The organism is Rhizobium sp. WYJ-E13 (assembly GCF_018987265.1).
Taxonomy (GTDB): Bacteria; Pseudomonadota; Alphaproteobacteria; order Rhizobiales; family Rhizobiaceae; genus Rhizobium.
Map to the genome: position 1 here is coordinate 166085 of NZ_CP076853.1, position 26329 is coordinate 192413.

The 26329-nt window shown below is 61.5% G+C and carries 27 protein-coding genes; 10 read left to right on the forward strand and 17 right to left on the reverse strand.

Going from position 1 to position 26329, the window contains the following annotated elements:
- Window positions 1–64: 64 nt before the first annotated feature.
- Both KQ933_RS00825 and KQ933_RS00830 read right to left on the reverse strand, forming a co-directional pair.
- On the reverse strand, window positions 65–712 hold the full coding sequence (locus KQ933_RS00825; RefSeq protein WP_216756943.1) for a response regulator transcription factor: 648 nt from the start codon (window positions 710–712) through the stop codon (window positions 65–67).
- A 90-nt stretch (window positions 713–802) separates the two neighbouring features.
- Window positions 803–1201: a hypothetical protein gene (locus KQ933_RS00830; protein WP_216756944.1), complete on the reverse strand. Its 399-nt coding sequence runs from the start codon at window positions 1199–1201 to the stop codon at window positions 803–805.
- A 133-nt stretch (window positions 1202–1334) separates the two neighbouring features.
- Here KQ933_RS00830 and KQ933_RS00835 point away from each other — a divergent pair, with 133 nt between their 5' ends.
- Together KQ933_RS00835 and KQ933_RS00840 are read left to right on the forward strand one after the other, a co-directional pair.
- Window positions 1335–1688, forward strand: a complete 354-nt coding sequence (locus tag KQ933_RS00835) for a DUF952 domain-containing protein (RefSeq protein WP_216756945.1) — start codon at window positions 1335–1337, stop codon at window positions 1686–1688.
- Complete coding sequence (locus KQ933_RS00840; RefSeq protein ID WP_216756946.1) at window positions 1685–2773, forward strand: quinone-dependent dihydroorotate dehydrogenase; 1089 nt, start codon at window positions 1685–1687, stop codon at window positions 2771–2773. The genes KQ933_RS00835 and KQ933_RS00840 overlap by 4 nt, the downstream gene beginning before the upstream one ends.
- On the opposite strand, the gene KQ933_RS00845 is transcribed toward KQ933_RS00840, so the two are convergent.
- The 3 genes from KQ933_RS00845 to KQ933_RS00855 are packed head-to-tail and all read right to left on the reverse strand — an operon-like array spanning window position 2749 to window position 4893.
- The gene (locus tag KQ933_RS00845; RefSeq protein WP_216756947.1) at window positions 2749–4095 is read right to left on the reverse strand and encodes an MATE family efflux transporter; all 1347 of its coding nucleotides are present in this window, start codon (window positions 4093–4095) and stop codon (window positions 2749–2751) included. The genes KQ933_RS00840 and KQ933_RS00845 overlap by 25 nt on opposite strands.
- A gap of 32 nt (window positions 4096–4127) precedes the next feature.
- Window positions 4128–4625, reverse strand: a complete 498-nt coding sequence (locus KQ933_RS00850; RefSeq protein WP_216756948.1) for a CAP domain-containing protein — start codon at window positions 4623–4625, stop codon at window positions 4128–4130.
- 1 nt (window position 4626) lies between these two features.
- Window positions 4627–4893: a DUF6460 domain-containing protein gene (locus tag KQ933_RS00855; RefSeq protein WP_007821228.1), complete on the reverse strand. Its 267-nt coding sequence runs from the start codon at window positions 4891–4893 to the stop codon at window positions 4627–4629.
- Window positions 4894–5033: 140 nt separating this feature from the next.
- On the opposite strand from KQ933_RS00855, the gene KQ933_RS00860 reads away from it, so the two are divergent.
- The 3 genes from KQ933_RS00860 to KQ933_RS00870 all read left to right on the forward strand — a co-directional run bounded on the left by KQ933_RS00860 (window position 5034) and on the right by KQ933_RS00870 (window position 7076).
- On the forward strand, window positions 5034–5966 hold the full coding sequence (locus KQ933_RS00860; RefSeq protein ID WP_216756949.1) for a class I SAM-dependent methyltransferase: 933 nt from the start codon (window positions 5034–5036) through the stop codon (window positions 5964–5966).
- A 195-nt stretch (window positions 5967–6161) separates the two neighbouring features.
- A complete protein-coding gene (locus KQ933_RS00865) occupies window positions 6162–6797 on the forward strand; it encodes a YitT family protein (RefSeq protein ID WP_216756950.1) in 636 nt (211 codons plus the stop codon).
- A gap of 108 nt (window positions 6798–6905) precedes the next feature.
- A complete protein-coding gene (locus KQ933_RS00870; protein ID WP_183729246.1) occupies window positions 6906–7076 on the forward strand; it encodes a hypothetical protein in 171 nt (56 codons plus the stop codon).
- A gap of 65 nt (window positions 7077–7141) precedes the next feature.
- Here the strand turns inward: KQ933_RS00870 and KQ933_RS00875 are convergent, their stop codons facing one another.
- Together KQ933_RS00875 and KQ933_RS00880 are read right to left on the reverse strand one after the other, a co-directional pair.
- Window positions 7142–7603, reverse strand: coding sequence for a carboxymuconolactone decarboxylase family protein (locus KQ933_RS00875; protein WP_216756951.1), 462 nt, complete (start codon window positions 7601–7603; stop codon window positions 7142–7144).
- 49 nt (window positions 7604–7652) lie between these two features.
- A complete protein-coding gene (locus KQ933_RS00880; RefSeq protein WP_216756952.1) occupies window positions 7653–8153 on the reverse strand; it encodes an Rrf2 family transcriptional regulator in 501 nt (166 codons plus the stop codon).
- A 96-nt stretch (window positions 8154–8249) separates the two neighbouring features.
- Here KQ933_RS00880 and KQ933_RS00885 point away from each other — a divergent pair, with 96 nt between their 5' ends.
- Together KQ933_RS00885 and pdeM are read left to right on the forward strand one after the other, a co-directional pair.
- On the forward strand, window positions 8250–10760 hold the full coding sequence (locus KQ933_RS00885; RefSeq protein WP_216756953.1) for a ligase-associated DNA damage response DEXH box helicase: 2511 nt from the start codon (window positions 8250–8252) through the stop codon (window positions 10758–10760).
- A 35-nt stretch (window positions 10761–10795) separates the two neighbouring features.
- Window positions 10796–11521 (forward strand): ligase-associated DNA damage response endonuclease PdeM, encoded by a 726-nt coding sequence (pdeM, locus tag KQ933_RS00890; protein WP_216758801.1) that lies wholly within the window; start codon window positions 10796–10798, stop codon window positions 11519–11521.
- A gap of 38 nt (window positions 11522–11559) precedes the next feature.
- Here pdeM and KQ933_RS00895 read toward each other — a convergent pair whose 3' ends face one another.
- Entirely contained in the window at window positions 11560–12141 is a 582-nt protein-coding gene (locus KQ933_RS00895) for a transglycosylase SLT domain-containing protein (RefSeq protein ID WP_216756954.1), read from the reverse strand.
- Window positions 12142–12198: 57 nt separating this feature from the next.
- Window positions 12199–13140 (reverse strand): alpha/beta fold hydrolase, encoded by a 942-nt coding sequence (locus tag KQ933_RS00900; RefSeq protein ID WP_216756955.1) that lies wholly within the window; start codon window positions 13138–13140, stop codon window positions 12199–12201.
- A gap of 86 nt (window positions 13141–13226) precedes the next feature.
- Between KQ933_RS00900 and KQ933_RS00905 the strand changes: the two genes are divergently transcribed.
- A complete protein-coding gene (locus KQ933_RS00905) occupies window positions 13227–13823 on the forward strand; it encodes a TetR/AcrR family transcriptional regulator (RefSeq protein ID WP_216756956.1) in 597 nt (198 codons plus the stop codon).
- Here the strand turns inward: KQ933_RS00905 and KQ933_RS00910 are convergent.
- The 8 genes from KQ933_RS00910 to KQ933_RS00945 all read right to left on the reverse strand — a co-directional run bounded on the left by KQ933_RS00910 (window position 13810) and on the right by KQ933_RS00945 (window position 22938).
- Window positions 13810–14370, reverse strand: a complete 561-nt coding sequence (locus KQ933_RS00910; RefSeq protein WP_216756957.1) for a dihydrofolate reductase family protein — start codon at window positions 14368–14370, stop codon at window positions 13810–13812. The genes KQ933_RS00905 and KQ933_RS00910 overlap by 14 nt on opposite strands.
- Before the next feature lie 236 nt (window positions 14371–14606).
- On the reverse strand, window positions 14607–15407 hold the full coding sequence (locus tag KQ933_RS00915) for a TIGR02186 family protein (RefSeq protein ID WP_216756958.1): 801 nt from the start codon (window positions 15405–15407) through the stop codon (window positions 14607–14609).
- Complete coding sequence (locus KQ933_RS00920) at window positions 15407–16330, reverse strand: sulfite exporter TauE/SafE family protein (protein ID WP_216756959.1); 924 nt, start codon at window positions 16328–16330, stop codon at window positions 15407–15409. The genes KQ933_RS00915 and KQ933_RS00920 overlap by 1 nt, the downstream gene beginning before the upstream one ends.
- A 225-nt stretch (window positions 16331–16555) precedes the next feature.
- Window positions 16556–20275, reverse strand: coding sequence for a peptidoglycan-binding protein (locus tag KQ933_RS00925; RefSeq protein WP_216756960.1), 3720 nt, complete (start codon window positions 20273–20275; stop codon window positions 16556–16558).
- Between the two features lie 283 nt (window positions 20276–20558).
- Complete coding sequence (locus KQ933_RS00930) at window positions 20559–20924, reverse strand: VOC family protein (RefSeq protein ID WP_216756961.1); 366 nt, start codon at window positions 20922–20924, stop codon at window positions 20559–20561.
- An 88-nt stretch (window positions 20925–21012) separates the two neighbouring features.
- On the reverse strand, window positions 21013–21714 hold the full coding sequence (locus tag KQ933_RS00935; RefSeq protein ID WP_216756962.1) for an SDR family NAD(P)-dependent oxidoreductase: 702 nt from the start codon (window positions 21712–21714) through the stop codon (window positions 21013–21015).
- A 78-nt stretch (window positions 21715–21792) separates the two neighbouring features.
- Complete coding sequence (locus tag KQ933_RS00940; RefSeq protein ID WP_216756963.1) at window positions 21793–22476, reverse strand: DNA-3-methyladenine glycosylase I; 684 nt, start codon at window positions 22474–22476, stop codon at window positions 21793–21795.
- A gap of 72 nt (window positions 22477–22548) precedes the next feature.
- Window positions 22549–22938, reverse strand: a complete 390-nt coding sequence (locus tag KQ933_RS00945; protein ID WP_216756964.1) for a hypothetical protein — start codon at window positions 22936–22938, stop codon at window positions 22549–22551.
- Between the two features lie 220 nt (window positions 22939–23158).
- Here KQ933_RS00945 and KQ933_RS00950 point away from each other — a divergent pair, with 220 nt between their 5' ends.
- Together KQ933_RS00950 and KQ933_RS00955 are read left to right on the forward strand one after the other, a co-directional pair.
- A complete protein-coding gene (locus tag KQ933_RS00950; protein ID WP_216756965.1) occupies window positions 23159–24952 on the forward strand; it encodes an acyl-CoA dehydrogenase C-terminal domain-containing protein in 1794 nt (597 codons plus the stop codon).
- 166 nt (window positions 24953–25118) lie between these two features.
- The gene (locus KQ933_RS00955) at window positions 25119–26327 is read left to right on the forward strand and encodes an acetyl-CoA C-acetyltransferase (protein ID WP_216756966.1); all 1209 of its coding nucleotides are present in this window, start codon (window positions 25119–25121) and stop codon (window positions 26325–26327) included.
- Window positions 26328–26329: the final 2 nt, after the last annotated feature.

Sequence of the window (26329 nt, forward strand, 5' to 3'; positions counted from 1 at the left end):
CCGAGGCATCTCCCCGAGTAAAGCGCAAATGAGGAATAAAATCCTGTCCGGTGGGTGCCTGAACTCAGGCGACCATCGCCATGTTGATCTTGCCAAGCTGGATCACCGCCTGCGTGCGGCTGTCGACGTTGAGCTTCAGGAGGATCGCCGAGACATGCGCCTTGATCGTCGCTTCGGAAACCCCGAGCTCATAGGCGATCTGCTTGTTCAGCAGTCCTTCGCCGAGCATGGTCAGCACCCGGCTCTGCTGCGGTGTCAGCGTGTGAAGGCGGTGGATGAGGTCGGCGACATCGGGGTCCTGCTCCTGTCCGTCGCGATAGCTCTCCGGCGTGGCGATATCGCCTGCCAGCACCGTCTGGATGCCGCGGCGGATATCCTCGATACCTGAGGATTTCGAAATGAAGCCGGAAGCGCCGAGCTCCAGCGCCCGGCGGATTGTCGTGGTGTCATCGGTCGCTGAGATGATGACGATCGGCAGGCTGACGAATTCGGATCGCAGCGCCATCAGGCCGGAAAAACCGCTGACTCCAGGCATGGCGAGATCGAGCAGCATCAGGTCCGCATCCGGATGCGCAGTCGCTGCCCTCCTTGCCGCGGCAAAATCCCCGGCCTCGACGATTGTCTGCCGGCCTTCCATGCCGAGCACCGCCTGCCGCAGCGCGTCGCGGAACAGCGGATGGTCGTCAGCGATGATGATGGTCTGTTCCTGCATCGAAAACTCCCTCCCAAGAGCTCGATCTCCTCAGTCCTGTCCGGCTCCCCCGCACGAACATGACCCTCTACTTATATGAATATAACCAGATCAACTCCGCTGCGGAAGGGGATTGGCCTCGTCTTCCGCTTGGAATTCCCGAACTATACCCATGAAACTGCGCATCATCCGCTCCATGATGCCGATCGAGCGGTCGACTTCCGCATCCGTCGGCAGGGCGGGTCGGGCGGTTGTACTCTTCTCCAGCGCGCTCACCCGGTCGGCAAGCCGGTCGAGTTCGTCCTCGTAGGCAGCGCGTTCATCGGCGGCCATGCGGCAGACCAACGCCCCGTCCTTCTCGGTGCAGAGCGACATGGCCCCCGTTTGCCGGTCCAAGCGCACGAAATGGTCGCCGCTGCGCTCGAGCTGGAAGCGCGCCGCATCGGGCTCCGCTGCCATTGCCGCAAGCGGCAGAAGACCGGCGGCAAGCGTGATTGCAAATGCCTTCATCGTCTCATCCTCCGCAAAGCATGGTGCCTGTCCGTTTTTGCGCCCTGAGGCGTGGACATCGCCGTCTCTTTGGGGCAAAGCCCTCATCAGGAAGGCCAGCCCCCTTCTCAACAAGACCACTAACGGGATCATCATGACCGCGACACCGACCCTTTACAAGATCGTGCCGGAGGCGCTCTGGCAGGAAGCCAGACAAACCGGCGTTTTTCATGGCGCGGGCATCGATCAGAAGGACGGCTTCATCCATTTCTCGACGGCAGATCAGGTCAAGCAGACCGCAGCCCTGCATTTTGCCGGTCAGACCGGCCTTGTCCTCGTTGCTATCGATGGCCGCAATTTCGGCGACAAACTGCTCTTCGAACCCTCGCGCGGCGGCGCGCTTTTCCCGCATCTTTATGCCGATCTGCCGCTTTCGGCGGTGCTTTGGGAGGCGGCCTTGCCGCTCGATGACGCAGGCGCCCACATCTTTCCGGAGCTCGCACCGTGATCGATCCTTTCAAGAGCATCGCCCGCCGCGGCCTCTTTCTCTTTGATCCCGAAACCGCGCATGGCATGTCGATCGCGGCGCTGAAATCCGGCGTCGTGCCTGCCTGCCGCTTCGCGCCGGACCCGCGCCTGCGCCAGACCGTTGCCAACATCGACTTTCCCAACCCGCTCGGCATGGCTGCGGGCTATGACAAGAATGCCGAAGTGCCGGAAGCCCTGCTGAAGCTTGGCTTCGGTTTCACCGAGATCGGCACCGTCACGCCGAAGCCGCAATCCGGCAATCCACGCCCGCGTATCTTCCGCCTTGTGGAAGATGAAGGCGTCATCAACCGCCTCGGCTTCAACAATGAAGGCCATGAAGCAGCCTTCCGCCGTCTCTCGCAGATCGGCCGCGCCGGCATCGTCGGCGTCAACATCGGCGCCAACAAGGACAGCGATGACCGGATCGCCGATTATGTCGCCGGTATCCGCCGCTTCTATTCCGTCGCCCGCTATTTCACCGCCAACATATCCTCGCCCAACACGCCGGGCCTGCGCGATCTGCAGGCGCGTGAAAGCCTCGCCGCACTTTTGTCGGCCGTGCTTGCTGCACGCAACGAAGAAGCCGAGAAGGCCGGTCGAAAAATCCCGGTCTTCCTGAAGATCGCCCCCGATCTGACCGAGGAAGGCATGGATGACATCGCCGCCGAAGCTCTCTCGCATGCGCTGGACGGTTTGATCGTTTCCAACACGACGCTTTCTCGTGACGGCCTGAAGGACCGGGTCCAGGCGAAGGAAACAGGGGGCCTTTCCGGCGTGCCGCTGTTCGAGAAGTCGACGGTCGTGCTCGCCAAGATGCGCAAGCGTGTCGGTTCGGCCCTGCCGATCATCGGCGTCGGCGGTGTCTCATCGGCCGAAACCGCGCTGGAAAAGGTCAGAGCAGGGGCCGATCTCGTACAGCTCTATTCCTGCATGGTTTATGAAGGTCCGGGCCTTCCCGGCACGATCGTGCGCGGCCTGTCGAAACTGCTCGATCGCGAAAAGGTTGCCTCGATCCGCGATCTCAGGGATATCAGCGTCGATTACTGGGCGGCGCGAAACGTCTGAGCTGCGCGCGGCTTCACCAGCACCGCCAGGAAGAAACCACGAAACAGCAGGAAGGCGTTCATCGCCAGCCACAGGCCGTGATTGCCGAAGAGCGGCACGAAGACGGCGAGCATGGCGAGATACCCCGCGAACGACATCAGCATGCGGTTACGCATGTCGACGGACCATGTCGCGCCGATGAAGACGCCGTCCATCAGGAAGGCGAGCGCGCCCGTCAGCCCCGTCACCGCCGCCCAGGGCATATAGGTCTCGGCGGCTGCCTGTACCTCCGGCGAACTCGTCAGCCCGGCAATGAGGGCAGGACCGGCAAAATAGAAGAAGGCGGAAATGATTGCTGCGAGCCCGAAGGACCACAACGTCGTGAGCCTCAGACCGCGGTCGAAGGCCGGCCTATATTGCGCACCGATCGCCCGCCCGGTGATCTGCTCCGCGGCGTTGGCAAGACCGTCGAGATAGTAGCCTGACAACAGGAAGAAGTTCATCAGCACTGCATTGGCCGCAAGGGTAATGGCACCGAAGCTGGTGCCGATGCGGGTCATGATCGCGAAGGAGCCGATCAGCACGAAGGTGCGGATCAGGATATCGCGGTTCAGCGCGAAAAGCTCGGCAAGCTTGGCGCGCGAAAACACCTCCGTCCGGTTTGGCCGATGTGCCCGATCGAAGCTGCGCAGCACGATGAAGAGACCGGCAAGCGCGCCCGCCGTTTCGCCCGCCATCGTGCCCCAGGCGACACCGGAAACACCCCAGTCGAGCGACAGGCCGAGATAGATGGAAAGCAGGATGTTGATGCCGTTGATCAGCGCCTGCAGCAGCAATCCCGTGCGACCCTGTCCGCGGCCAAGCACGAAGCCGAGCAGCGCGTAATTGGCAAGTGCTGCCGGTGCGGCGAGAATGCGGATCGAGAAATAGGTGCTGGTCGCCTCGGCAATACGGCCCTCGGCCCCCATCAGCTTCAGTCCGACAAGGATCAACAGCGGCGACAGCACGAGAAGGGCCAGGCCGGAGCCGAGCGCCGAAACGATCGCCCGCCAGAAGACAGCTTGCTGCTCATGCGCATCGCGCCGCCCGAGCGCCTGTGCCGTCAGCCCGGTCGTAGACGCCCGCAGGAAATTGAAGCTGCCCATGATGAGGTCGAACAGCATGGCGCCGATGGCGAGCCCCGCCAGCGCTTCCGGATCACCCATACGACCGACGACGGCGGTATTGGTAATGCCGAGCAGCGGCGTCGTCATGAAGCCGAGCGTCATCGGAATGGCGATCGACAGCACCAGTTGGTGCGTCACGTCGAATGCCAATGCGTTTCTGGGTCTGCCGGTATCCATATTCGCCTCTTGGGGAGAGAGGCGGAATCGCCTCAGCTGGAAAGCACCATGGCCCAATAGGGCAGGTTCCTGGAAGACGTATTATGTGCAACGGCAACGCCGAGACCGCTATAGCGCCCGAGCATGTTTTCCAGATGGTGGGGCGAGTTGATCCAGGCGGTGACGACCGCATCGACGCTCTGCTGGCCCGAAGCGATGTTTTCGGCGGCCGGCAGTGCAACGCCGCTCGCCTTCACGCGGGCGCCGAAACTGTCCGACATGCCCATCAGATGCTTCATCCTGCCCGCACTTGCCATGCGCTTGGCCTGGAAGATCGCGGCGGCACTTGCATGCGGATCGACGCTGAGCGGCGGCAGGCCGTTCTTGGCGCGCAGCTGGTTGACGAGCGGCAGGGCCGAAGCGGTCTGGTCCGTGGCGTCGGACGGCGTGCTCGCGAGTTTCGGAGTGGTCGTGCAGCCGGCAACGCCGGCCACCAGTGCAAGACCTGAAAGCTGCAGCAAGCCGCGGCGTGAAAGGATGATTGAAGCCATGTTATTTTCGATAGCTGAAGAGACGGATGATGATGAAGATCGGGATGACGATGGTGGCGCCGAGGATCAGATAGTCGCCGACGCGGCCAAGCGCAGAGAAGCCCTGCCGCCATAGATGGATCACGAAATCACGAAAGTTGTAGATAAGTTCCCAGGGGGTCAGCCCGAAGATGGCCATGACGAAGCCGACGATCAGCGAAACCACCAAGAGCTTGATGATCGTGCGGCCAATGGAATCGCCGAGGAACCTGTTCACCTGATCGGACATGCGCCATCTCCTGTTTGCCTTGAGATACGGTCGCGGCGATTCGCCCGCAAGCCTTTTCCGCCAAGACAGCACCGCCTCTGAAATAGGACTTGAGTTTTTTTGTGGCCGAAGCCAAATGCCGCCAGCCAAAGGGTCCAATCATGCAGCCAAGCCAGCTTTCCTCCGGCGACGTCATCGCCGACCGCCGCGCCGATTACGCCAGGATGCTGGATGAGGGCGGCGAGCCGGAAGCGGCGGCCGAACTGATGGAGCAGGCACTGGAACTGACGCCGGCCTGGGCAGCAGGCTGGTATCGCCTCGCCACATACCGCGAAAAGGCAGGCAAGGCGGACGCTGCCGTCGAAGCCTACCGCCGCACGCTTGAACTCGACTCCGAAGATATTTTCGGCGCTGGCTTGAAGCTCGCCTTGCTCGGCGACACTGAGACGCCAGCCCAGCCGTCGAGCCGCTATGTCGAGCGCCTCTTCGATGACTATGCCGACCGTTTCGAGACATCCCTCGTGGAGAAGCTGGATTATTCCGTCCCGCAGAAGCTTGCAGCACTCGTCGCGTCCACCGGCCGGCAATATCAATACGCTGTCGATCTCGGCTGCGGCACGGGCCTGCTCGGCCCTGAAATCCGTACCCGGGTCGCACAACTCGAAGGCTTCGACCTCTCGCAGAACATGCTGGTGAAGGCTGCCGAAAAGCACGTCTACGATCATCTTGCGCAGGCGGACTTGTCGCTGTCGCCCGAAGCCTCCGGCCTCTTTGCGGATGGCGCCCGGCATCGCGCCGACCTCGTAACCGCCGCCGATGTGCTGATGTATCTCGGCAATCTGGAAAATGTCTTCGCGATCCTCGACGAGCTCCTGGCTCCTTGCGCCGACTTCGCCTTTTCCGTGGAGGACGGTGGCGAAGGAAATGGTTTTCATCTGGCGCCGTCGCTGCGCTATGCCCACTCCGAGACCTATGTCGAAGGGCTTGCCGTCGCCCATCGGCTCCAAATCCTCAAGACGGTCAAAACCACCATTCGCAAAGATGGCGGCAAACCGGTTCTCGGTATTCTATTCCTTACGCGCAAGACCGCCTGAGCGCATATTTCTTGCGATTTTGAAATAGGTCAGCATTGCTTACGTATTTCGCTTGCGCACCACCTTGGAAGGCCTGATAATACGGCCATTCAGCGAGAGGCGACGCGCTCCCTGGAGCGCAACACGCGCCGCATCCACCCAGACATTCCCTTCTCCTCCGGTCGGCCCGGAGCAGCCGCTATCGGAGATCGCGACATGAGCCAGCTCATCAATGCCCTTGGGTTCTGGAATACCACCGCGACACGTCACACGCCGGTCGAGGATGTGCAAGGTGTGTTCTCCGGCAGCCTCGTTTCCGCGCTCGGTCTTTACATTCTTGCCAGCGCCGGCCTTCTCACCGGCAGCACCGCCGGCATTGCCTTCCTGCTGCATTATGCCTTCGGCGTGAATTTCGGTCTCGCCTTCTTCCTGCTCAACCTGCCCTTCTTCTATCTCTCGTGGAGGAGTCTCGGCATGGCCTTCACGATCAAGACCTTCATCGCCATCGGTTTGACCTCGGCATTGACCAGCCTGCAGCCGAAGGTCATGGAAATCGCCGCCATTCATCCGGCCTGGGCAGCTCTCCTTGGCGGCCTGCTACTGGGTTACGGCCTTCTTGCGCTCTATCGCCACCGCGCCAGCCTCGGCGGCGTCGGCATTCTCGGCATCTATATGCAGGAGCGTTTCGGCATCCGCGCCGGCCTCGTACAGCTTGCCATCGACATGTGCGTCTTGGCGGCCGCATTCTTCGTCACCACGCCGCCGGTCGTCTTCTATTCCGTGCTCGGTGCAGTTGTTCTCAATCTCTTCGTTGCGATCAATCACAGGGCCGACCGCTACATTGCGCTCTAGGCAGCTCTAACCTTACAAATCGGTAAGCCATTATAAACAAAACGTAACTTGCCTGTGATCGGCCCCGGCGCGACACTTTTCCTTGCGCCGGATATGATGAGGTAAGCTATGTCAGATTTGGAAAAGCTTGTCAGACGCCGCATGCAGGAAGAATACGCCAAGGGCTCTTCCGCAAAGGAAATCGCCAAGGTCGTTCGTGACATATTCAACAGCATCGACCTCTCGGGCAAATTGCCTGAAGCTGTTGCCATGAGATCCGATACGCACCACGGACGATGAAATATTCAACCGACCCGATCTCTCGGGTCGGTCACCGGACAAAGCTCCCTATCAGCAAAGAGATATCAGGCTGCCTTCTGCGGCGCATCGATCGGATGCTGGCTGCGGAAGCCGACGGCAAGCCGGTTCCAGATATTGATCGTGCCGATCGCAACCGTGATCTTGGTCATTTCCGCTTCCGAGAAATGCGCCTTCAATGCTTCGTAATCGGCATCCGGTGCACCGGTCTCCGCAATCTTCGTCACCGCATCGACCCAGCCGAGCAGGGCGCGTTCACGGGCGTCGTAAACCGGAGATTCCCGCCAGACGCACATCAGGTTGATCCACTGTTCGGAAAGGCCGTGATGGCGTGCTTCCTTCGAATGCATATCGACGCAATAGGCGCAGCCGTTGATCTGCGAAGCGCGAAGCTTGATCAGGTGAATGAAGCGCTTATCCAGTCCGGATTCCTGCACATATTGCTCCAGCGCGACGACGGCCTTGTAGGCATCCGGAGCGGCTTTGCCGAAGTTGAAACGTGCTTGCATGATATGTCTCCTTAGGTTTGGAATTGGGGGTTGGGGTTTGTGTTGCGGCTCAGCGAGCCGTATTTCTCTCGTGTATTTCCATGAAGGCGCAGCCTCTGGCGGCGATCCCGCCGTCATCATCCGCGGAAAGTTCGGCCAGGATGTCGGCGATGCTGGTGTTTGCGAGTTCGGCGCGGTAGGCGCGCTCGGCCCTCAGCATTGCCGCCGTGATCTGGCAGGGTTTGGTGAAATAGCGCTGCGGCAGCGGGTTCGGTCCGCGCTGACGGATCTCCGAACAGCGGAAAGCCGGTGCCGGTCCCTCGACTGCGAGCACGATCTCAAGCAGCGAAATATCCTCCGGCTTCTTCGCCAGCCGGTAACCCCCCTTCGGCCCCGGTACCGTCTCCAGAATTCCGGCTCCCGAAAGCGCCTGCAGGTGCTTCAGCAGATAGCTCGTCGACACGCCATGGAATTCGGCAAGGGCCGCCGCCGAAAGCACGCCGCCAGCCGAAAGCCCTGATAGTACCGCCGTGCAATGAATGCTCTGTTCGACGCCGTCACCAAGTTTCACAGCTGATCTCCTTTAATCGTAGATATTATTTATCCATGATTATCGCGAGGAGTCAATAGCGCTTCTATTCGCCCGCGTTTGAACTACATTTGCCCCGTGGATCAGATCGAAACCGACCTCAGCCTTGCCTTGCCCGCTCCCTTCCTCCGCTGGTTTGCGGAAAAGGGCTGGCGTCCCCGCGCCCACCAGCTCGAGCTCCTGTCTCGTGCCGAAGCTGGCGAGAGCACGCTGCTGATCGCGCCGACCGGCGCCGGCAAGACACTCGCCGGTTTCCTGCCGTCGCTGACCGATCTCACGCGACGCGGCAAGATCCCGCCGGGTTCGGCATTTACCGGCATCCATACGCTTTACATCTCGCCGCTGAAGGCGCTGGCCGTCGATATCGAGCGCAACCTCACGAAGCCCGTCACCGAGATGGGCTTGCCGATATCGATCGAGAACCGCACAGGCGATACGCCGAACGCCAAGCGCCAGCGCCAGAAGCTCAATCCGCCCGATATATTGCTGACGACCCCGGAACAGGTGGCGCTGCTCCTGGCAAACCGGGAAGCCGAACGTTTCTTCAGGGATCTGAAATACGTCGTCTTCGATGAGCTGCACTCGCTGGTCACGTCCAAGCGCGGCCACATGCTCTCGCTCGGCCTTGGCCGGTTGCGCCGGCTGGCACCCGATCTGAAAACGATCGGCCTCTCGGCCACCGTCGCCAATCCCCTGGATCTACAGAAATGGCTGGTGGCGCAGGAGGAGGGCAGGGAAAACCATGCCGGCCTCGTTCTCGTCGAAGGTGGCGCCAGGCCCGATATCTCCATTCTCGACACCGAAGAGCGCATTCCCTGGGCGGGCCATTCCGCCAAATACGCAATCCCGGATGTTTATCGCCAACTGATCGACCACAAGACGACGCTGCTCTTCGTCAATACCCGCTCGCAGGCCGAAATGCTCTTTCAGGAGCTCTGGACGGTCAACGAGGAAAACCTGCCGATCGCGCTCCACCACGGTTCGCTCGATGTTGCCCAGCGCCGCAAGGTCGAAGCCGCCATGGCCGCTAACCGGCTGCGGGCCGTTGTCGCAACCTCGACGCTCGATCTCGGCATCGATTGGGGCGATGTCGATCTCGTCATCCATGTCGGCGCGCCCAAGGGAGCCTCGCGCCTTGCCCAGCGCATCGGCCGCTCCAATCACCGCATGGACGAACCATCAAAGGCAATCCTCGTGCCCGCCAACCGCTTCGAGGTCATGGAATGCCAGGCCGCACTCGATGCGAACTATATCGGCGCGCAGGACACGCCGCCCGTCGGCCGCGGTGGACTTGATGTGCTCGCCCAGCACGTGCTCGGCATGGCCTGCGCTGAGCCCTTCGACATGCTGGAACTCTATGACGAGATCACCAGCGCCTCGCCCTATGCCGACCTTTCGTGGGAAACCTTCGAGCGCGTCGTCGATTTTGTCGCGACCGGCGGTTATGCGCTCCGCACCTACGAGCGTTACGCCCGTATTCGCAAGACCAAGGAGGGTCGCTGGCGCGTCTCCAATCCGCAGGTCGCCCAGCAATATCGCCTGAACCTCGGCACCATCGTCGAGGATCCGATGCTGAATATTCGCATGGCCAAACGCGGCGAGGGCGGCAGGCTCGGTCGCCCCGGCGCCGTGCTTGGAAAAGTCGAGGAATATTTCCTCGAACAGCTCGCTCCCGGCGACACTTTCATCTTCTCCGGCAAGGTTTTACGCTTTGAGGGCATCAGGGAGAACGAGGCGCTGGTAAGCCAGGCCTATTCCTTCGATCCGAAAATCCCTTCCTATGCCGGCGGAAAGTTCCCGCTCTCGACCTACCTTGCCGATCAGGTCCGCTCGATGCTGGATGATCCCGATCGCTGGCCCCGCCTGCCGGACCAGGTGCGCGACTGGCTCTCGCTGCAGAAGGAAAAATCCTTGCTGCCGAAGCGCGACGAGCTGCTGATCGAGACCTTCCCGCGCGGCAGCCGCGGTTACATGGTCATCTATCCCTTCGAGGGGCGGCTGGCGCACCAGACGCTCGGCATGCTGCTCACACGCCGGCTGGACAGGGCAGGGGCAAAACCGCTCGGTTTCGTCGCAACCGATTATTCCCTCGCCATATGGGGCCTGGAGGATCTAGGTCTCAGGATCGCCAATGGCCACCTCAGCCTCTCTGACCTCTTCGATGAGGATATGCTGGGTGACGATCTGGAATCCTGGCTGAACGAATCCTTCCTTTTGAAGCGTACCTTCCGCAATTGCGCCGTGATTGCAGGCTTGATCGAGCGGCGCCATCCGGGCAAGGAAAAGACCGGCCGGCAGATCACCGTCTCCGCCGATCTGATCTACGATGTGCTCCGAAGCCACGAGCCCGACCACATCCTGCTGCAGGCAACGCGGCAGGACGCAGCGACCGGTCTTTTGGATATTTCCCGCCTTGGCGATATGCTGAGGCGAATCAGGGGCCACATCACCCACCGGGCGCTGGACCATATTTCGCCGCTCGCCGTGCCGGTCATGCTGGAAATCGGCCGGGAATCGGTGCCGGGTCAGGCCCACGATGCGCTGCTTGCCGAAGCCGCGGACGATCTGATCGCCGAGGCCATGTCCTGAGAAATCGGGCCTGAATTATTGGGAATACGAGAGTGATGAACCGCTTGGCGCTCGCGCGCGACATGATTGGTCTTGCCGCAATACCGGGCGTCGAAACCGCCGTTCACGGTGTCGCTGCCGTCTGTGATCCCTTGGGCGCGCTCTATCTGCCGGATGCCGGCATTCTCGTCGTCTCTGACCTGCATCTGGAAAAAGGGGCAGCCTTCGCCCGCCGCGGCATGATGCTGCCGCCCTACGATACGCTGGCGACGCTCACCGTGCTCGCCGCCGTCATTTCCCGTTATGATCCAAAGATCATCATTTCGCTCGGCGACAACTTTCACGATCGCGTTGGCTCCGAATATCTGCCGGATTCTTTCCGCACGCTGATCGTCGAAATGGCCCGCAGCCGCGAATGGATCTGGATCAATGGCAACCATGATCCCGATGGCACCGTCGACCTGCCCGGCACCTGTTCGGACGAGCTCTATTATGCCGGCCTGACCTTCCGCCACGAGCCGCGTGACGGCCTGCAAAAAGGCGAGATCGCGGGCCATCTGCATCCGGCTGCGACCGTCCGCCGCCGCGAGAAATCCGTCCGCCGTCCCTGTTTCGCGACAGATGGCGACCGCCTGCTGATGCCTGCCTTCGGCGTCATGAGCGGTGGCCTGGATCTCGGCCATAAGGCCATGAAGGGCCTTTTCGACAAGACCTCGCTGATCGCCCACCTGCTCGGTCGTGATCGGATCTACTCGGTCCGCTATGGCAATTTGCGCGGCTGACACGCGCTACCTTCTGACTTGGGGAGATGGGAAGAGGCTCAATTACATCCCTGCAATTGCTGCTGATAGGTCCCGGCCATCCTTGCGAACTTCTGTGCCGTCTGCTGCAACTGACCATTGCTGCGCCAATCGCCGCGCTTGTAGCCGGTCGGGCCGGAATAATAGGCGAGGTAAAGGCTGTAGGCGTCGTTGAGCGGAATGCCCGTCGCTTGGGCGTTGCTGTAGTGGTACCAGCCAATGAAATCGATCGCGTCGGCGAAGTTTGTCCTCGTTGCAGACCAGTTGCCTGTGGCGGACTGGTAGTGATCCCAGGTTCCGTTCAGCGCCTGCGAATAGCCATAGGCCGTCGAGGGCCGTGTCCAGGGAATGAAGCCGAAGAGCTTGGTGCGCGGCGGTCGTGCATAGGGCTGGAAGCCGGATTCGACATACATGGTCGCCATCAGGATCGGCACCGGCACGCCGTATTTCTTCTCGGCACGCTCCGCAGCCCCCTGCCAGCTGGTGAAGAGACCATCCTTCTGATCGAAAACAGCGCAGATATTACGCGTCTGGCGCGGCGCCGTCGCACAGCCGGCAAGCAAAGCCAGCCCGACGACCGCAAGCACGGTGGGAGTACGCATGATACAAACCTCTCATTTCCGAGAGATTACTAACTCGTAAACGTTAAAGAGCGGTTTTTATGCAAATACGAGATGTTCCGGTGGTCTTTTGCCGGGCCAGGGATTGGTCCCGTCCCGCAGCCAGAGCAGGGTATCGAGCCAGAAACCGGTGGCGTGGCGCGCATGAAAAAGATCGAAATGCCCGATCCTCGGAAATCCGAGATCTTCCGGCCTCAGCAGCACCTCCTCCACTTGGGCATTGCGATAATGGGAAAACCCGCGGCGAATGGCCTGAACGGTGGCGATCTCGTCGTCCGAAACGGCGAGGCTGAGGACCGGCGCACGAAAGCTGTCGAAGCGATTGAACGCCACTGTCCATTCTCTCGCCGCGTGAGGATCTTTCCATCCCCGCTGAAAAGCCCAGTCGAGCGCGACGTCCTTCGGCAGATCCTCAAGCCAGCCAAGGCGCCGTCCGGGAAAGTAGCCGAAGAGCAATGTGGTTGCCGGCATGACGACGTGCCATTTCAGGAACAATCGCCACCGGTGTGCTGCCGCATAGTCCCGCGGATTGCCATATTGGGCGCCGACCGCCAGCATGCGTGTGATACGGCCGGCATGCGCCGAGACACCCGGTAGGAACCCGCCGATACTGTGGCCGACGACGAGAAGCGCTCGACCGGGCCGCCGGCTTTCCATGAAAAGCAGCGCCGCATCGAAATCCAGCTCGCCCCAGTCCTGCCAGCGATAGCCCGATCCCTTTAATCGCTCCGGACGGGACAGGCCGATACCGCGATAGTCATAGGTCAGTACATCAAAACCATGTTCGGCGAGAAAGCGCGCATAATAGTGATAGTAGCGTGCCGCAACCCCGGTCGCCGGATTGATGACGACGCTCCCATTGGCACCACTACGGGCGCCGTTCCAGATATGACCGCGGAGTTCAACTCCGTCACGGCAGTGGATCGAGACGGCTTCCGCTTCTCGTGCGAACTCGCTCTGCCTCCGTTTGCTCTCCGGCATTCGTCATCTCCTCTGCGGATATTTCGGCAGGACGATAGGCAGATGCGTGCGTTGATGACACTCACTAGTCGGTATACATTGGCTGAATGGCAAGATCAGGAATCGATACGCGCGAACGCATTATCGCGGCCGCTGCAAAACTCTTCTATAACGAGGGTGTCAGGGCGGTCAGCGTCGATGCCGTGGCCGAGAAGGCTGATGTCACGAAGCGCACCCTCTATTATCATTTCGACAGCAAGGACGACCTGATCGCCGCCTATCTCGAAACCCGCGACCAGCCCAACCTTGCTGTCTATCGGCGGTGGTTTGCGGAGACGGACGGACATCTGCCAGCGAAGATAAAGGGCATTTTCGACAATCTGGCCCGCTCGGCCCGGCATCCGAAATGGAAGGGCTGCGGTTATCTCAGAACATCGGCCGAGCTTGCAAACATGCCTGGCCATCCCGCCATCAAGGTGGGGGCCGCACACAAGAAAAATGTCGAGCAATGGCTGGCGGCTCTCTTCGAGGAACAGCATCTCGCCGCGCCGCCAAAGCTTGCCCGCCAGATCGTTCTGCTGCTCGACGGCTCCTTTGCCGCCGTGCTCCTGCATCGCGATCCGACCTATATGGAAGCTGCAGGAGAAGCGGCCGCAGCCTTGGTGGCTGCGGCCAGCGCGGGCAAAATGATCAGGCTGCCCTGACCGGCTCGTAGCGCAGGATCACCGCGCCGCTCTTCGTCACCGAGGACTCGAGCAGTTTCAGGGGTTGCTGCGCGTCCGCCGGCTTGAAATGCGGATTGCCGCGGCCGAGGATGACGGGCACCAGGCAGATGCGGATTTCATCCACCAGTCCCGCCTTCAGCAGGGTATCGGCAAGCTCGGCGCTGCCGAAGACGAAGATCGTCTTGCCGTCCTGCTCCTTCAGTCTTCTCAGTTCGGAAACCGGATCGCGAACCACGCACGTATTGTTCCAGTCCGCCTTTTCCATGCTCCGCGAGACGGCGATCTTGGCAATGCTGTTCATATAGGCCTTGATCTTGTCTTCACTCTCGGCGCTCGGCCAATAGGCCGCCATGCCCTCATAGGTCTTGCGGCCGAAAACCAGCAGATCACCTTCTTCGCCGAACTGCTCAGCATATTTTTCAAGCTCCGGCCCCCAGGCCAGATTGTGGAATTCGATATCCCACGGCTTCGTCCCTTCGAAATAGCCGTCCAGCGTCATCAGGTTCCAGACAACCAGTTTCCTCATCTCCTCCTCCTTCCAGGCCGCGCCTTCTTTAAAACCGGTTGCCATAAACAACTGGTTGTAAAGATAAGCAGACTGATAGTGAAATGTAAGCGGTATTCGCGGAAGAAAGTGGAAGAGCCTCACGCTTCAGCTGAATCGAGTTTCTGGACAGGTTTTGCCGCCGGGCACGTATCCGTGCCCGGATATTCGATCGAAGCCTGTCTGAAAGTCGTCGCCGGACGACGGAAACCCGCCGATCAATCCTTGCGGAAGATCAGACTGGCGCCCCATCCCGTCAGCACGGCCAGCAGCACCGCAAAGCAGCCATAAAAGATTGGCTGCTCATGCGCCGCATCGGTGATCGTCTGTTCGATACCCGTCTTGATGACGCGCAACGGCTGCGACTTCTGCGTCACGAACTTCCCGCTCTTGAACAGGTAGGCGCGTACGGTGTGCACGCCGTTCGGGATGTTCGCCGGCAACCGCAGGCTTGCCTTGAAGAGATTGGAGGAGACGAAGCGAACGCCGCTCGGGTCACGCTCGTAAAGCCCGCCTACCTGCTGCAGGCGCCGGAAGGCAGTGCGGAATTCGTTGAGACTGTTGAAGTTGCCGGCAAAATCGATCGGTCGCAGCGGAATATGGTCGATGCCGATACCCTCTCCGGTCAGGTCGAGCGGTGTCGTTATGTCGTCGATGGAGCGCGAACTCGACATCGAATAGGAATGCGGCACGTCGGCGAAGGTCATCGACGAGGCATTGATCCAGATGCCGAAGACCCGCTCTTTCCTGCGTACCGTGGCGTCTTCGCGCGGACCTTCCAGAACCACGACAACGTCATACTGGCCGATGGCAAGCAGCAGGTCGTCTGTGTTCGTCACAGCGCCGAAAATCGTCAGGTCCGCGCCGCGGAAATCGGAGGTGATGGCGATTTCGCTGGTAGAGGTGCCGATTTCCAGCCCCTCGCGCTCGACCTGTGTCCCCTGCCCAGGCAGCATCTGCGCCGCCACCAGCGATGGCAGCAGAAGCGCAAGCAGCAAGGGCAGAACACGCCAGGGCATCAGTTCCCCACTCCCATGACCACCGAATAGATATCTTCCGGCGTCACGACCAGCGCGACGGCGAGACGTAGGCCCACCGCGAGAACCAGGAGACCGAGCAGCGCGCGCAGCTGTTCGCCGCGCAGCCGCTGCCCGACGCGCACGCCATATTGCGCGCCGATGACGCCGGCGAGCATCAGGAAGAAGGCGAGCACGATATCGACGGAGTAGTTGGTCGCCGCCTGCACGATCGTCGTATAGGCGGTCACGAAGATGATCTGGAAGAGCGAGGTTCCGACGACGACATTGGTCGGGATGCGCAACAGGTAGATCATCGCCGGCACCATGATGAAGCCGCCGCCGACGCCCATGACCGAGGTGAGGATGCCGATCGCAAATCCGAGCGTCACGATGGGGATGACAGACAGATAGATCTTCGATTTCTTGAAGCGCACCTTCAGCGGCAGCTTATGCACCCAGTGCTGATGGCCGGGCCGGCGCGGAACCGGTGGCTCGTTGCGGGCGGCGCGGCGCATGGCGTTGACGCTCTCCCACAGCATCAGCCCGCCGACCGCGCCGAGGAAGACGACATAGAGAAGCGAGATGAAGAGGTCGAGCTGGCCGATCGCACGCAGCAGCGAGAAGATCCAGATACCGACTGTCGCCCCCGACAGACCGCCGACGAGAAGCACCGAGCCGAGCTTCAGGTCGAGGGAGCCGCGCCGGAAATGCGTGATCGCCCCCGATATCGAAGAAGCCACCACCTGGTTGGCGCCTGTCGCGACGGCGACGACCGGCGGAATATTGTAGAAGATCAGGAGAGGGGTGATCAGAAAGCCGCCGCCGACGCCGAACATGCCGGACAGGAAGCCGACAGCTGCCCCCATGCCGAGAATGATGAAGATGTTCACCGACAATTCTGCGATGGGCAGATAGATTGTCAAAGCCGACCCCGATTATCGCCGCGCCCGCCGCGGCGGCCTGTGTCACGTTCCCGTTCGAATGGCGCATCCTACTGTGAAATCGTTGCCAGAGGCTTTCGAAGGAAAAAAGCGCAACCAGCCGGATGCAGGCCCCGATATGTCCCGCATAATCCGGCTTTTTTCAGGTTTTGTGACAGCCGGTTCCAAAAGCCGGAAAGCCCGGTGGCGGAGTGCCGCCGAGGTGTCTTAGATGGCCTTGGCGCGCGGTTTGTTGCGCTCCAGAAGCGCCTTCACAGTATCGTCGTTGACCTTGCCGCTCGGTTCCTGGCCGATCGACTTCTGGAAGTTCTTGATGGCGGTCACCGTCTTGGCGCCCATCTCGCCGTCGGGCGGGCCGGCGTCGAAGCCGTTATTGTTCAGGATCGCCTGGATGTTGCGGATCGCCTTCTTCATGTCGACGGTTGCCGTCTTTGGGGCAGCGCCGTTTGCCCAGGTGTCCGGGATTTCGATGCCGTTCGCCTTGTTGTCGAGCGGCTGCGGCTTCCAGAGGTCGGCCTTGGCGCGGGCGCGTTCGAGTTGGCCCGGCTTCATGGCATTGGCCACTTCGTCGCGCTTCTGGGCGGCGTCCTTGTCGCCTGCTTTGGCGGCGATCGCGAACCACTTGTAGGATTCTTCCAGATCGGCCGGAACGCCATTGCCGCGGGCGCAGAGGATGGCGAGGTTGAACTGGCTGTCGGTGATGCCGAGATCGGCCGCCTTCTGGAACCAGGAGGCCGCCGTCGCATAATCCTGCTGGCCGAGCGCGCCGGAGGCGTAAAGCACTGCGAGATTGTGCATGGCGCCGGCATTGCCCTGGCTTGCGGCTTGCTCGTAGAGAGCCTTGGCCTTCTGCACGTCGCGATCGACGCCGTTGCCCTTCTCATACAGGCTGCCGAGGCGGTATTGCGCCGGGGCGAAGCCCTTGTCGGCCGAAAGCTGATACCAGCTCGCTGCCTGCTTCTGATCGGCGGCGAGGCCGTTGCGGCCCTCGGTATAACGCGCGCCGATCTCGAAGAGCGCCAGTGCATCGCCGTTGCGTGCCGCATCGGCAAGCGGCTGTGGCTGGATCGTGTCGGGAACGATGATCGAGGCAGCCGCAGGAGCTGCTGGCGTATTCGGAACGAAGCCGGAGGCATCCTGTGCCGGTGCCTGGTCGAATCCTTCCGCACCTTCGCCGTCGAGCGGCGCGGTGTCGGTCAGGTGATCGGACACTGCGGGAGCAGCCGCCTCGGGAGGAATTGTCTCCGGTGCGATTGCCGGCGGCTGGACGGCCATTTCCGGTGCCGATGCTTCCGGCGCAACCGGCATTGGGGCTGCCATATTGGCCTGCGGTGTTTCGGTGGCGTCGGTCAGGGCCGAGACTTCAGCCGGCGGTGGGGCCTTTTCGCCTGTCGTCAGCGTGCGGGCGAGCGGGAAAGCCATGATGGCGAGCAATACGGCGCCGACTGCCAGCAGGATCGGCCGGCGGAAGCGCTGGAAGGTGCCGCCCTTGCCGGTTTTTTCCGGCTTTGCGGCGCGGCGTTCGGCGCGCGTCGCCGGCTTTGCGTTGCTGTCGATTTCCATGGCGGCGGCCTGCGCGGCGCGGCGCGCGGCGGCGATATAGTCCGCACGATCGTTCTCGGTGGCCGGCTTGCCGCGCTGGGCGTTCTGGCTGGCGCGTACGCGCTCCAGGATCTTCTTCACGTCGGGAGCGCCGGAGCCGGGTTCCAGCAGCTCGTTTGCCGCTTCGGCCGGCACCACATCGACGGGATCGATCGATGGAGCCGGATCGATAACCGTGCGCTCGGCAGCTTTTGTTTCCGTTTTGCGGGCAGGCATCAGCTTGCGGCCGAGGCTTGCGAGCAGGCTGCCTTTGGCGGGAACGGCCGGCTTTTCCGGCTGGATGTTGGCTTCGATTGCGATCGCGCTGGTGCTGTCGGCCAATGCCGCTTCCGATACGCGGCCTGTCGGCTCTTCGGCGATATCAGCCGTATGCAGCACGGGCGAAGCCTTCGGCGCTTGCATTACCGGAGCTCTGGCCGGCTCCCTGCCGGCATCGACCAGCGCGTAGGGATCGAAGTCGAAATCGGCATTGGCAGCCGGCATCCTCGCGGCAGGGCGCACCCGCTCTTCCATTGTGTCCAGCCGGTCGGCGATGTGCACCAATGTCTCGTGCAGGGCCTGGAAGGTCTTGTGGGTGCGCTCCTCGCCGTCCCGGCTCAAATCTTCCAGATGCCGCAGATCTTCGGCGAGCGCGGCCAGCGCCGACATATCGGCTGCCGCCGGCGCGGTTCCCTGTACCCCGCCGTTGCGCGAATAGGCGTCGACGACGGCCTCCGCCGCCTGTCGCGCGGCTTCGATGATATATTCGTCGTTCGTCGCGATGTAGTCTTCGATCGCGCCCATGCGGCGGTCGAGATCCGCCGATGCCTCGGCGTTCTCGCGCGGCGCGCTCAAGAGGTCGGAGAGATTGGCGATCTGGTCTTCGAGGTTCTTCAGCGCGCGCGCGTCGGTTGGCGCAGCCGCCGTGCTTTCCTCCAGCCGAGCGGCGATGTCGCTCAGCCGACCTTCGAGACGATGGAAGGCGCTGTCGTCGATTTCCACTGCCGGGGCAGGGCGGATTTCTATCTCGTCGATACGCCGTGCGAGATAATCGAGCCGCTTGGCGAGCGCATCGTTGACCGAGCCGCTTTCCAGCGCGTCGATCTTGCGGGAGATGTCGGAAAGCGCGCCGGTCAGATCCTGTTGCGGCGGAGCCTTCTGGGTACGCTCGAGCAGGTAGGAAAGATGCTCGAGCCGCTCATCGAGACGCGAAGTCGCCTCGGTCTTGGCAAGATCTTCGACACGCGCCGTCAGCGCCTCCAGCCGGCTTGCCATCTCATCGGCGGGGTTGGGGTGGCTCATGGCGGCCCTGCCCATCAGCTCGATCTGTTCGCCGAGTGCGGAGAGACGATTTTCCAGCCGCTGCATCAGCGCCGGGTCGGTGCCGGCGGAGACACGCCCGCTGGCGGCGATCGCGCGGCTGATCTCGTCGAGCCTCGTGTCCATGGCCGCGAATTGTTCGGACATGATCCGGTCGTGCGGCTGGATCATGTTGCCGAACTGCTCGACGGCAGAGGCAATCGTGATGAGCTTGTCTTCCAGCGCCCGCACTGCCGGGCTTTCGCCCATGCCGCCGAGATGGCGCTTGATGTCATCAAGCCGGTAGGCAAGCGAGACCAGCTCTTCCTGGAGCCCGACCGTATCGAGCTCTGCGAGGCGGCCTTCCACATTGTCCCAGCGCCGTTCAATGTGGCGCAGCGAATCCTCGCGCGCCAGCCCGTCCATCAGCGAACGCAGTTCTTCGAATTCGTTGCGCAGGCCAGCGGCTTCCGGCCCGACCGAGCGGCTGGTGAGCTGCGCGATGCTTTGCGAAAGGCGGCCCATGTCGGCGCGGAGGTCGTCGGCGAAATGCCGGTCCTGTGCACTGGTCTTGATCTCGCGCAGCTCGCTGCGCAGCGCGTTCATTTCGCGCGTCACGCCTTCGGAAATGTCGCGCTTCAGGTCCTGCCGCAGGTTGACGAGCGCCTGGGCGATTTCCGTCATCGTGTCGTCGGATGCGCGGTAGGGCGGTGTTACCGGCTGCGGCGCCGAAGCGCGCTGCGGGGCAGGGACCGATTCACGCAGGAGGGCCGGCGCTGGTTCGCGCGTATAGGCCCGCTCGCGGTTTTCCCTGCTGGCGTCGAGCGCGCGCTGGCGCTGGCGGATTTCCGCAAGTGGATCGGCTGCGCGCGGCGCGGGGGAGCTGGCATAGAGATCGCGTTCGGGCGCCGTGCTGCGTGGCCGCTGCTCGCGCCCGCTGCCCATCAGGCCTTCGATCCGCGCTTCGAGCCCCTCGATGGTGCGGTTCAACGCGTCGAGCGAGGTCCTGTCGGAATGCCGGGAAGAATGTGATCGCGATCCGTTCATGTTCTTGCTCGCTTCGATTGCCCGGTCAGGGCTCGATCAATGCCTTTCCGAAACGCACCAAGGCGCGCGCCGGAGAGCGCCGTTCTTAAGGAAATAATCAATTAGACTTTCCTCAAGCTTGACGGACTGTTAGCGGCACTCCTGAAACGCGAGACAAAGAAAAGGAATGCAGATCGCCAATGCTCACCGCGCACCTTTTACGAAACGTGGTAAAGAACTCGTTAACCTCGATGAGAATTTTTTAACTTTTGCTTTTTTGGGCCAATTGCGGGCGCCGAAACCTTTAAAGCGGCCGCTTGTACTGCAACTCGATCTTCACGCCCTCAGGCCCGTAGATGAATACCTGTCCGAGATCAGTATCCGGAATATCGCGATATTCGTAGCGATAGCCGCCGGCTTTGATGCGAGCGAGCGCCGGTTCGAATTCGAAGAGGCTGAAGGCCACATGATTGAAGATGCCGGGTGGAAAATCACCTGCCCGCTCTGTCAGGCTCAAATGGATCACCGGCTTGTCGTCGAGATAAAGCCAATGGCCGCGCGAGGAAAAGGGTGGCCGATAGCCTTCCTTCACGCCAAGAATGTTCTCGAAAAAAGCGATCATGGCAGGCGCATCGCGTGTATCGATCGTCACATGGTCCAGACGCAGCATCGTTCCCTCCCAGGCTGTCGAAGCCGGTCCGATCCTACCGGTTTCGACGCCTTCGGGAAAGCATGTATGCTCAATGAGACCGGCTGGATCAGAAGTTCTCCGTCCACGGCCGCAACTCCACCTCCTGCGACCAGGCGCTGCGGTGCTGCAGCAGCACGTCGATATAGGACTGCGCAATCGCATCGGGCGAAAGCGTACCGTCGGGCTTGTCTTCCCTATCCGGCCTTGTGGCGGAGCGCACGGCACCGTCAATGATGAAATGCGCCACATGGATCCCGAGCGGCCCAAGCTCGCGGGCGGCACTCTGCGCCAGTCCGCGCAACGCGAATTTCCCCATGGCAAAAGGCGCCGATTGTGCATAGCCCTTGATGCTGGCCGTCGCCCCTGTCAGCAGGATCGCGCCGCGCCCCCGGGGGATCATGCGTTTTGCAGCCTGTTGCGTGACGAGGAATCCGCCGAAGGCACTCGTCGCAATCGCCTGTTCCACGTCGGCAGGATCCAGATCGGCAATCGGCCCGCGCACGCGACCGCTGGCATTATAGATCACGATATCGGGCTCGCCGATTTCGGCATCGACACGTTCGAACAGTGCCGAAACTGCCGCCGGCTGCGCGGCATCGGTGGCGAAAGCCTTGGCTCCTGTTTCATCGAGCAACGGCCCGAGCTTGCCGATATTGCGCGCTGCAAGGCCGACCTTCACGCCGCGTTCTGAAAGCTTGCGGGCGAGCGAACCACTGATGCCGGAACCGGCGCCGACGATCAGCGCGCTGCGATAGGGAAACTCGACCATGAGATCTTCTCCTTCGGATGAACCTTTGGGAGAAGTAGGCAGTCCCGGCCTTCCAAAAAACGGCCGGCCTGAAATATTTCACTCCTTGGGGGCGTCGATCGAAAGCCCGCAGATGCGCGAGAGATAGGCGAGCGGCAGTTCCGTTTCCCTGGCCCAGCGGTTGAAGGTCTGTTGGATCAGTTGCTGGTCCTTCTTGCCGGTTCCGGATGCTGAAAGCGGCACGCCCGCATCCCGCAGGCAGGCCAGAACATCTGATGTCATGATGAAGCCGTCGCGGCCGATGCCGCGCAGGAAATATTGACCGGTGGCTCCGCCCAGCCGGTTGCCGCGTTTGTTGAGTATCTCAAGCAGGCCAATATGATCCTCGCGCGGCCAGTCGGCGAAGAAGGCGCCGGCGCTGCCTGCCTCGTTCGCCAATTCTCGCACGAAGGCGGCGTTGGCGCGTACCGACATGATCTTCGCGCCATTCTTGACGATGCGGTCATCAACAGTCAGATCATGCCAGTATTCGTCGGGAGCAATGTTGAGCGCGGCGGGATCGAAGCCATCGAAGGCCTCTTCGAAGCCAGGCCATTTATTGTCGATCACCTTGTGCACGAAGCCGCTGTAGAAAATGCGCCTGGTCATCTGCGACAGTATGCGGTCGTCAGGCAGGGCGCGCAGCGCCTCGTCGTCCGGCATTGCCGGCAGCATCGCTATCAACGCATCGGCGCCGCCTTTTCTCTGCTCGGCGCGCTGACGGATGATATCGAAATCGCTCAAGGCTCGGCTCCCGGAATAGAGGTTGCTGGCGCAAACCTATTCCGGGAACTGCCTTTTCTTCAAGATCAATGCTCAGGCGGCGACGGGTTCGCGCACGTCATCGAGCAGGAAATGCACGACCAGATAATCGGTCCTGTAGTGACGACCGCTATCGCCGACCTTCTCTTCTGAGCCGCCATCGGCGGGGTGCCAGGGGTGATAGTGCGGATTGGTGGCGATCAGCGTTATCGCCTTGCCGGCATAGGGGCCTTCGGCCGGCCGGAAGCGCATTTCGGCGAGCGGCCAGATACGCTCATAGGTTTCCATGGGAATGCGCACTCTCAGTGCCTTGCGCGGAGCAGGCGGCTCGTCATGCGCAACCAGCCTTTCGCCTTTGACCGGCTCGACCACCACGGGTTCGATCGTCACTTCCTCCGCCGCATCGAAAATGGAATTGAACTCCGCAGGCCACATTCTTCTCATGAAATAGCTCCTCCCAAGCTGTTTCTGCAGGTCCGGATGAATGTAGCGCGCTTAGCCGGAGAAGAAAACGGGGGCGACAGCATTCTGTTTGAAGCGCCTGCTTGATCCACTTCACAAAATTGCGCGTACGCAAAATTTGACGTTTACGCAAACGTCAATATTTTGTAAGAGAGTCTCAAGGCCGGAGCAATCCGGTTACCGAATTGGAGGAATTCGAACCATGCCAGTCTACAAGGCCCCGGTGAACGACACGCTCTTCGTGCTGAACGACGTGCTGGGTCTCGAGCGATACAATAATCTCCCGGGTTTTGCCGATGCCACGCCTGATATGGTGGAGGCTATTCTGAGTGAGGCCGCGAAGTTGGCCGAGGAAGTTGCGTTGCCCGTGAATTATTCCGGAGATCAGGAAGGCTGTACGCGCCACGACAACGGCACGGTGTCGACGCCGAAAGGCTTCAGAGAGGCCTATCAGGCCTATCGGGAAGGTGGCTGGATCGGGCTTGCCGTGCCGGAAGAGTTCGGCGGTCAGGGCCTGCCCTATACGCTGCATACCGCGGTCGGCGAATATACTTCTGCCGCCAATATGTCGCTCATGATGTATCCGGGGCTGACGCAGGGTGCCATCGCCGCGATCCTCGCCCACGGCACCGATGAACAGAAAAACACTTATCTGCCGAAGATGGTGGATGGCACGTGGTCCGGCACCATGAACCTCACCGAGCCGCATTGCGGCACAGATCTCGGCATGCTGCGCACCAAGGCGGTGCCGCAGGGCGACGGCAGCTACAGGATCTCTGGCCAGAAGATCTTCATCTCCGCAGGCGAGCACGACCTGACCGACAATATCGTCCACTTGGTCCTCGCTCGCATCGAGGGTGCGCCTGAGGGCACCAAGGGCATCTCGCTTTTCATCGTCCCGAAATTCCTCGTCGGCAAGGAGGGTGCACTCGGCGCCCGCAACGGCGTTTCCTGCGGCGCCATCGAACACAAGATGGGTATCCACGGCAACGCCACCTGCGTCATGAACTACGACGAGGCGACGGGCTTCCTGATCGGCGCAGAGAATCGCGGCCTCAACGCCATGTTCGTGATGATGAACGAGGCCCGTCTGATGGTCGGCCTGCAGGGCATTGCCATTTCCGAGATCGCCTATCAGAACGCTGCCAGCTACGCCCGCGATCGCATCCAGGGCCGCTCGCTTTCAGGCCCTAAGGCGCCGGACAAGAAGGCCGATCCGATCATCGTCCATCCGGATATTCGCCGCGCATTGATGACCATCCGGTCGTTCAACGAGGCCGGCCGCGCTTTCCTGCTCTGGACTGCGCTCAAGTCGGATATCGCCCACCGGGCCACCGATGAGAGGGAGCGCCAGACGGCTGACGATATTCTCGGCCTCGTCACGCCGATTCTCAAGGGCGTCATGACCGACAAGGGCTTCGATCATGCCGTCATGGCTCAGCAGGTCTTCGGCGGCCACGGCTACATTGAAGAGCACGGCATGAGCCAGTATGTGCGCGATGCCCGCATCGCCATGATCTATGAAGGGGCGAACGGCATCCAGGCGCTCGATCTCGTCGGCCGCAAGTTGGCGCTGAACGGTGGCCGCGCTGCCATGGCGCTCTTCAAGGAGATCGGCGATTTCTGCGAGGAGAACCGCAACGACGAGCAGTTGACCTTCTTCACCAAGCACCTGAAGAAGGGCTTGAACGATGTGCAGGGTGCGACCATGTGGTTCATGCAGAATGCCATGGCCAAGCCCGACAATGCCGGCGCCGGCTCCACCGATTACATGCACCTCTTCGGCCTCGTCATCATCGGCTATATGTGGGCGCGCATGGCCAAAGCCGCCAACGAACGTCTTGCCGCTGGCGATGCGCGCGAGGATTATCTGAAGAACAAGCTGATCACGGCGAAATTCTTCATGGAGCGCATCATGCCCGAAACCGCATTGCGCAAGGCCCGCATCGAAACCGGCGCCGACACCATGATGGAACTGGCCGCCGAAGCGTTTTGAGCCGGTTCTCCCTTGTGGGGAGGGCTGGGGGTGAAAGGCGGTCGGCGCAGCCGGCGAAACGATCCGGTGGATCGTTTCGAGCGCCGAACGCCCTGAGCTTGAGCGAAGGGCCGGATAGTCTTCGCAGATTTCATAGGCGCGTCTGCGCCGCCAGGGAGATGAGACAATGACCGAGGTTTTCATTTACGATCACGTCCGCACGCCCCGCGGCCGCGGCAAGAAGGATGGCGCGCTTCATGAGGTGCCCTCCGTGCGTCTCGCGGCAAAGACGCTGGAGGCGATCCGCGACCGCAGCGGGCTGAATACCGAAACGGTCGACGACATCATCATGGGCTGCGTCGATCCGGTCATGGATGCTGGTGCCGTCATTCCCAAGGCCGCTGCTTTCGAAGCCGGTTATTCGACGAGGGCGCCCGGCATGCAGATCTCCCGCTTCTGCGCCTCAGGCCTGGATGCGGTGAATTTCGCCGCCGGCAAGATTGCACAGGGCGCCGATGACATCGTCATTGCCGGCGGCGTCGAGAGCATGTCCCGCGTCGGCCTCGGCATGTCCGGCGGCGCCTGGTTCATGGACCCCTCAGTCAACTTCCCCGCCTATTTCATGCCGCAGGGCGTCTCGGCCGACCTCATCGCCACCAAATACGGCTTCTCTCGCGATGACGTTGACGCTTACGCCGTCGAAAGCCAGAAGCGCGCGGCGAACGCCTGGGAAAAGGGCTGGTTCGAGAACTCGGTCATCCCGGTCAAGGACCAGAACGGCCTGACCATCCTTGCCCATGACGAACACATGCGCCCCGGCACCGACATGCAGGCGCTCGCCTCCCTCAATCCTTCCTTCCAGATGCCGGGCGAAATGGGCGGCTTTGAGGCCGTCGCCATCCAGGCCCATCCGGAAGTCGAGCGCGTCAACTATGTCCACCATGCCGGCAATTCCTCCGGAATCGTCGATGGCGCAGCTGCCGTCCTGCTCGGTTCGAAGGCGGGAGGAACAAGCATGGGCCTGAAGCCCCGCGCCCGCATCAAGGCTTTCGCCAATATCGGCTCCGACCCGGCCTTGATGCTGACCGGCCCCGTAGATGTTACCGAAAAGCTCCTGAAACGATCAGGCATGACGCTTGCCGATATCGACCTCTTCGAATTGAACGAAGCCTTCGCCGCCGTCGTGCTGCGCTACATGCAGGCCTTCGATATCGAGCACGACAAGATCAACGTCAATGGCGGCGCGATTGCTATGGGCCATCCGCTCGGCGCCACCGGCGCCATGATCCTCGGCACCGTGCTGGACGAGCTGGAGCGCCGCGATCTCAACACCGCGTTGGTCACCCTCTGCATCGGCGCCGGCATGGGCACGGCAACCGTCATCGAACGCGTCTAAGG

What these genes read in the sequence shown, in the direction of transcription:
- KQ933_RS00825 (WP_216756943.1), bottom strand. Translation starts at nt 712, where the DNA reads ATGCAGGAACAGACCATCATCATCGCTGACGACCATCCGCTGTTCCGC.
- KQ933_RS00830 (WP_216756944.1), bottom strand. Translation starts at nt 1,201, where the DNA reads ATGAAGGCATTTGCAATCACGCTTGCCGCCGGTCTTCTGCCGCTTGCG.
- KQ933_RS00835 (WP_216756945.1), top strand. Translation starts at nt 1,335, where the DNA reads ATGACCGCGACACCGACCCTTTACAAGATCGTGCCGGAGGCGCTCTGG.
- KQ933_RS00845 (WP_216756947.1), bottom strand. Translation starts at nt 4,095, where the DNA reads ATGGATACCGGCAGACCCAGAAACGCATTGGCATTCGACGTGACGCAC.
- KQ933_RS00850 (WP_216756948.1), bottom strand. Translation starts at nt 4,625, where the DNA reads ATGGCTTCAATCATCCTTTCACGCCGCGGCTTGCTGCAGCTTTCAGGT.
- KQ933_RS00855 (WP_007821228.1), bottom strand. Translation starts at nt 4,893, where the DNA reads ATGTCCGATCAGGTGAACAGGTTCCTCGGCGATTCCATTGGCCGCACG.
- KQ933_RS00860 (WP_216756949.1), top strand. Translation starts at nt 5,034, where the DNA reads ATGCAGCCAAGCCAGCTTTCCTCCGGCGACGTCATCGCCGACCGCCGC.
- KQ933_RS00865 (WP_216756950.1), top strand. Translation starts at nt 6,162, where the DNA reads ATGAGCCAGCTCATCAATGCCCTTGGGTTCTGGAATACCACCGCGACA.
- KQ933_RS00870 (WP_183729246.1), top strand. Translation starts at nt 6,906, where the DNA reads ATGTCAGATTTGGAAAAGCTTGTCAGACGCCGCATGCAGGAAGAATAC.
- KQ933_RS00875 (WP_216756951.1), bottom strand. Translation starts at nt 7,603, where the DNA reads ATGCAAGCACGTTTCAACTTCGGCAAAGCCGCTCCGGATGCCTACAAG.
- pdeM (WP_216758801.1), top strand. Translation starts at nt 10,796, where the DNA reads ATGAACCGCTTGGCGCTCGCGCGCGACATGATTGGTCTTGCCGCAATA.
- KQ933_RS00895 (WP_216756954.1), bottom strand. Translation starts at nt 12,141, where the DNA reads ATGCGTACTCCCACCGTGCTTGCGGTCGTCGGGCTGGCTTTGCTTGCC.
- KQ933_RS00900 (WP_216756955.1), bottom strand. Translation starts at nt 13,140, where the DNA reads ATGCCGGAGAGCAAACGGAGGCAGAGCGAGTTCGCACGAGAAGCGGAA.
- KQ933_RS00905 (WP_216756956.1), top strand. Translation starts at nt 13,227, where the DNA reads ATGGCAAGATCAGGAATCGATACGCGCGAACGCATTATCGCGGCCGCT.
- KQ933_RS00910 (WP_216756957.1), bottom strand. Translation starts at nt 14,370, where the DNA reads ATGAGGAAACTGGTTGTCTGGAACCTGATGACGCTGGACGGCTATTTC.
- KQ933_RS00915 (WP_216756958.1), bottom strand. Translation starts at nt 15,407, where the DNA reads ATGCCCTGGCGTGTTCTGCCCTTGCTGCTTGCGCTTCTGCTGCCATCG.
- KQ933_RS00925 (WP_216756960.1), bottom strand. Translation starts at nt 20,275, where the DNA reads ATGAACGGATCGCGATCACATTCTTCCCGGCATTCCGACAGGACCTCG.
- KQ933_RS00930 (WP_216756961.1), bottom strand. Translation starts at nt 20,924, where the DNA reads ATGCTGCGTCTGGACCATGTGACGATCGATACACGCGATGCGCCTGCC.
- KQ933_RS00935 (WP_216756962.1), bottom strand. Translation starts at nt 21,714, where the DNA reads ATGGTCGAGTTTCCCTATCGCAGCGCGCTGATCGTCGGCGCCGGTTCC.
- KQ933_RS00945 (WP_216756964.1), bottom strand. Translation starts at nt 22,938, where the DNA reads ATGAGAAGAATGTGGCCTGCGGAGTTCAATTCCATTTTCGATGCGGCG.
- KQ933_RS00950 (WP_216756965.1), top strand. Translation starts at nt 23,159, where the DNA reads ATGCCAGTCTACAAGGCCCCGGTGAACGACACGCTCTTCGTGCTGAAC.
- KQ933_RS00955 (WP_216756966.1), top strand. Translation starts at nt 25,119, where the DNA reads ATGACCGAGGTTTTCATTTACGATCACGTCCGCACGCCCCGCGGCCGC.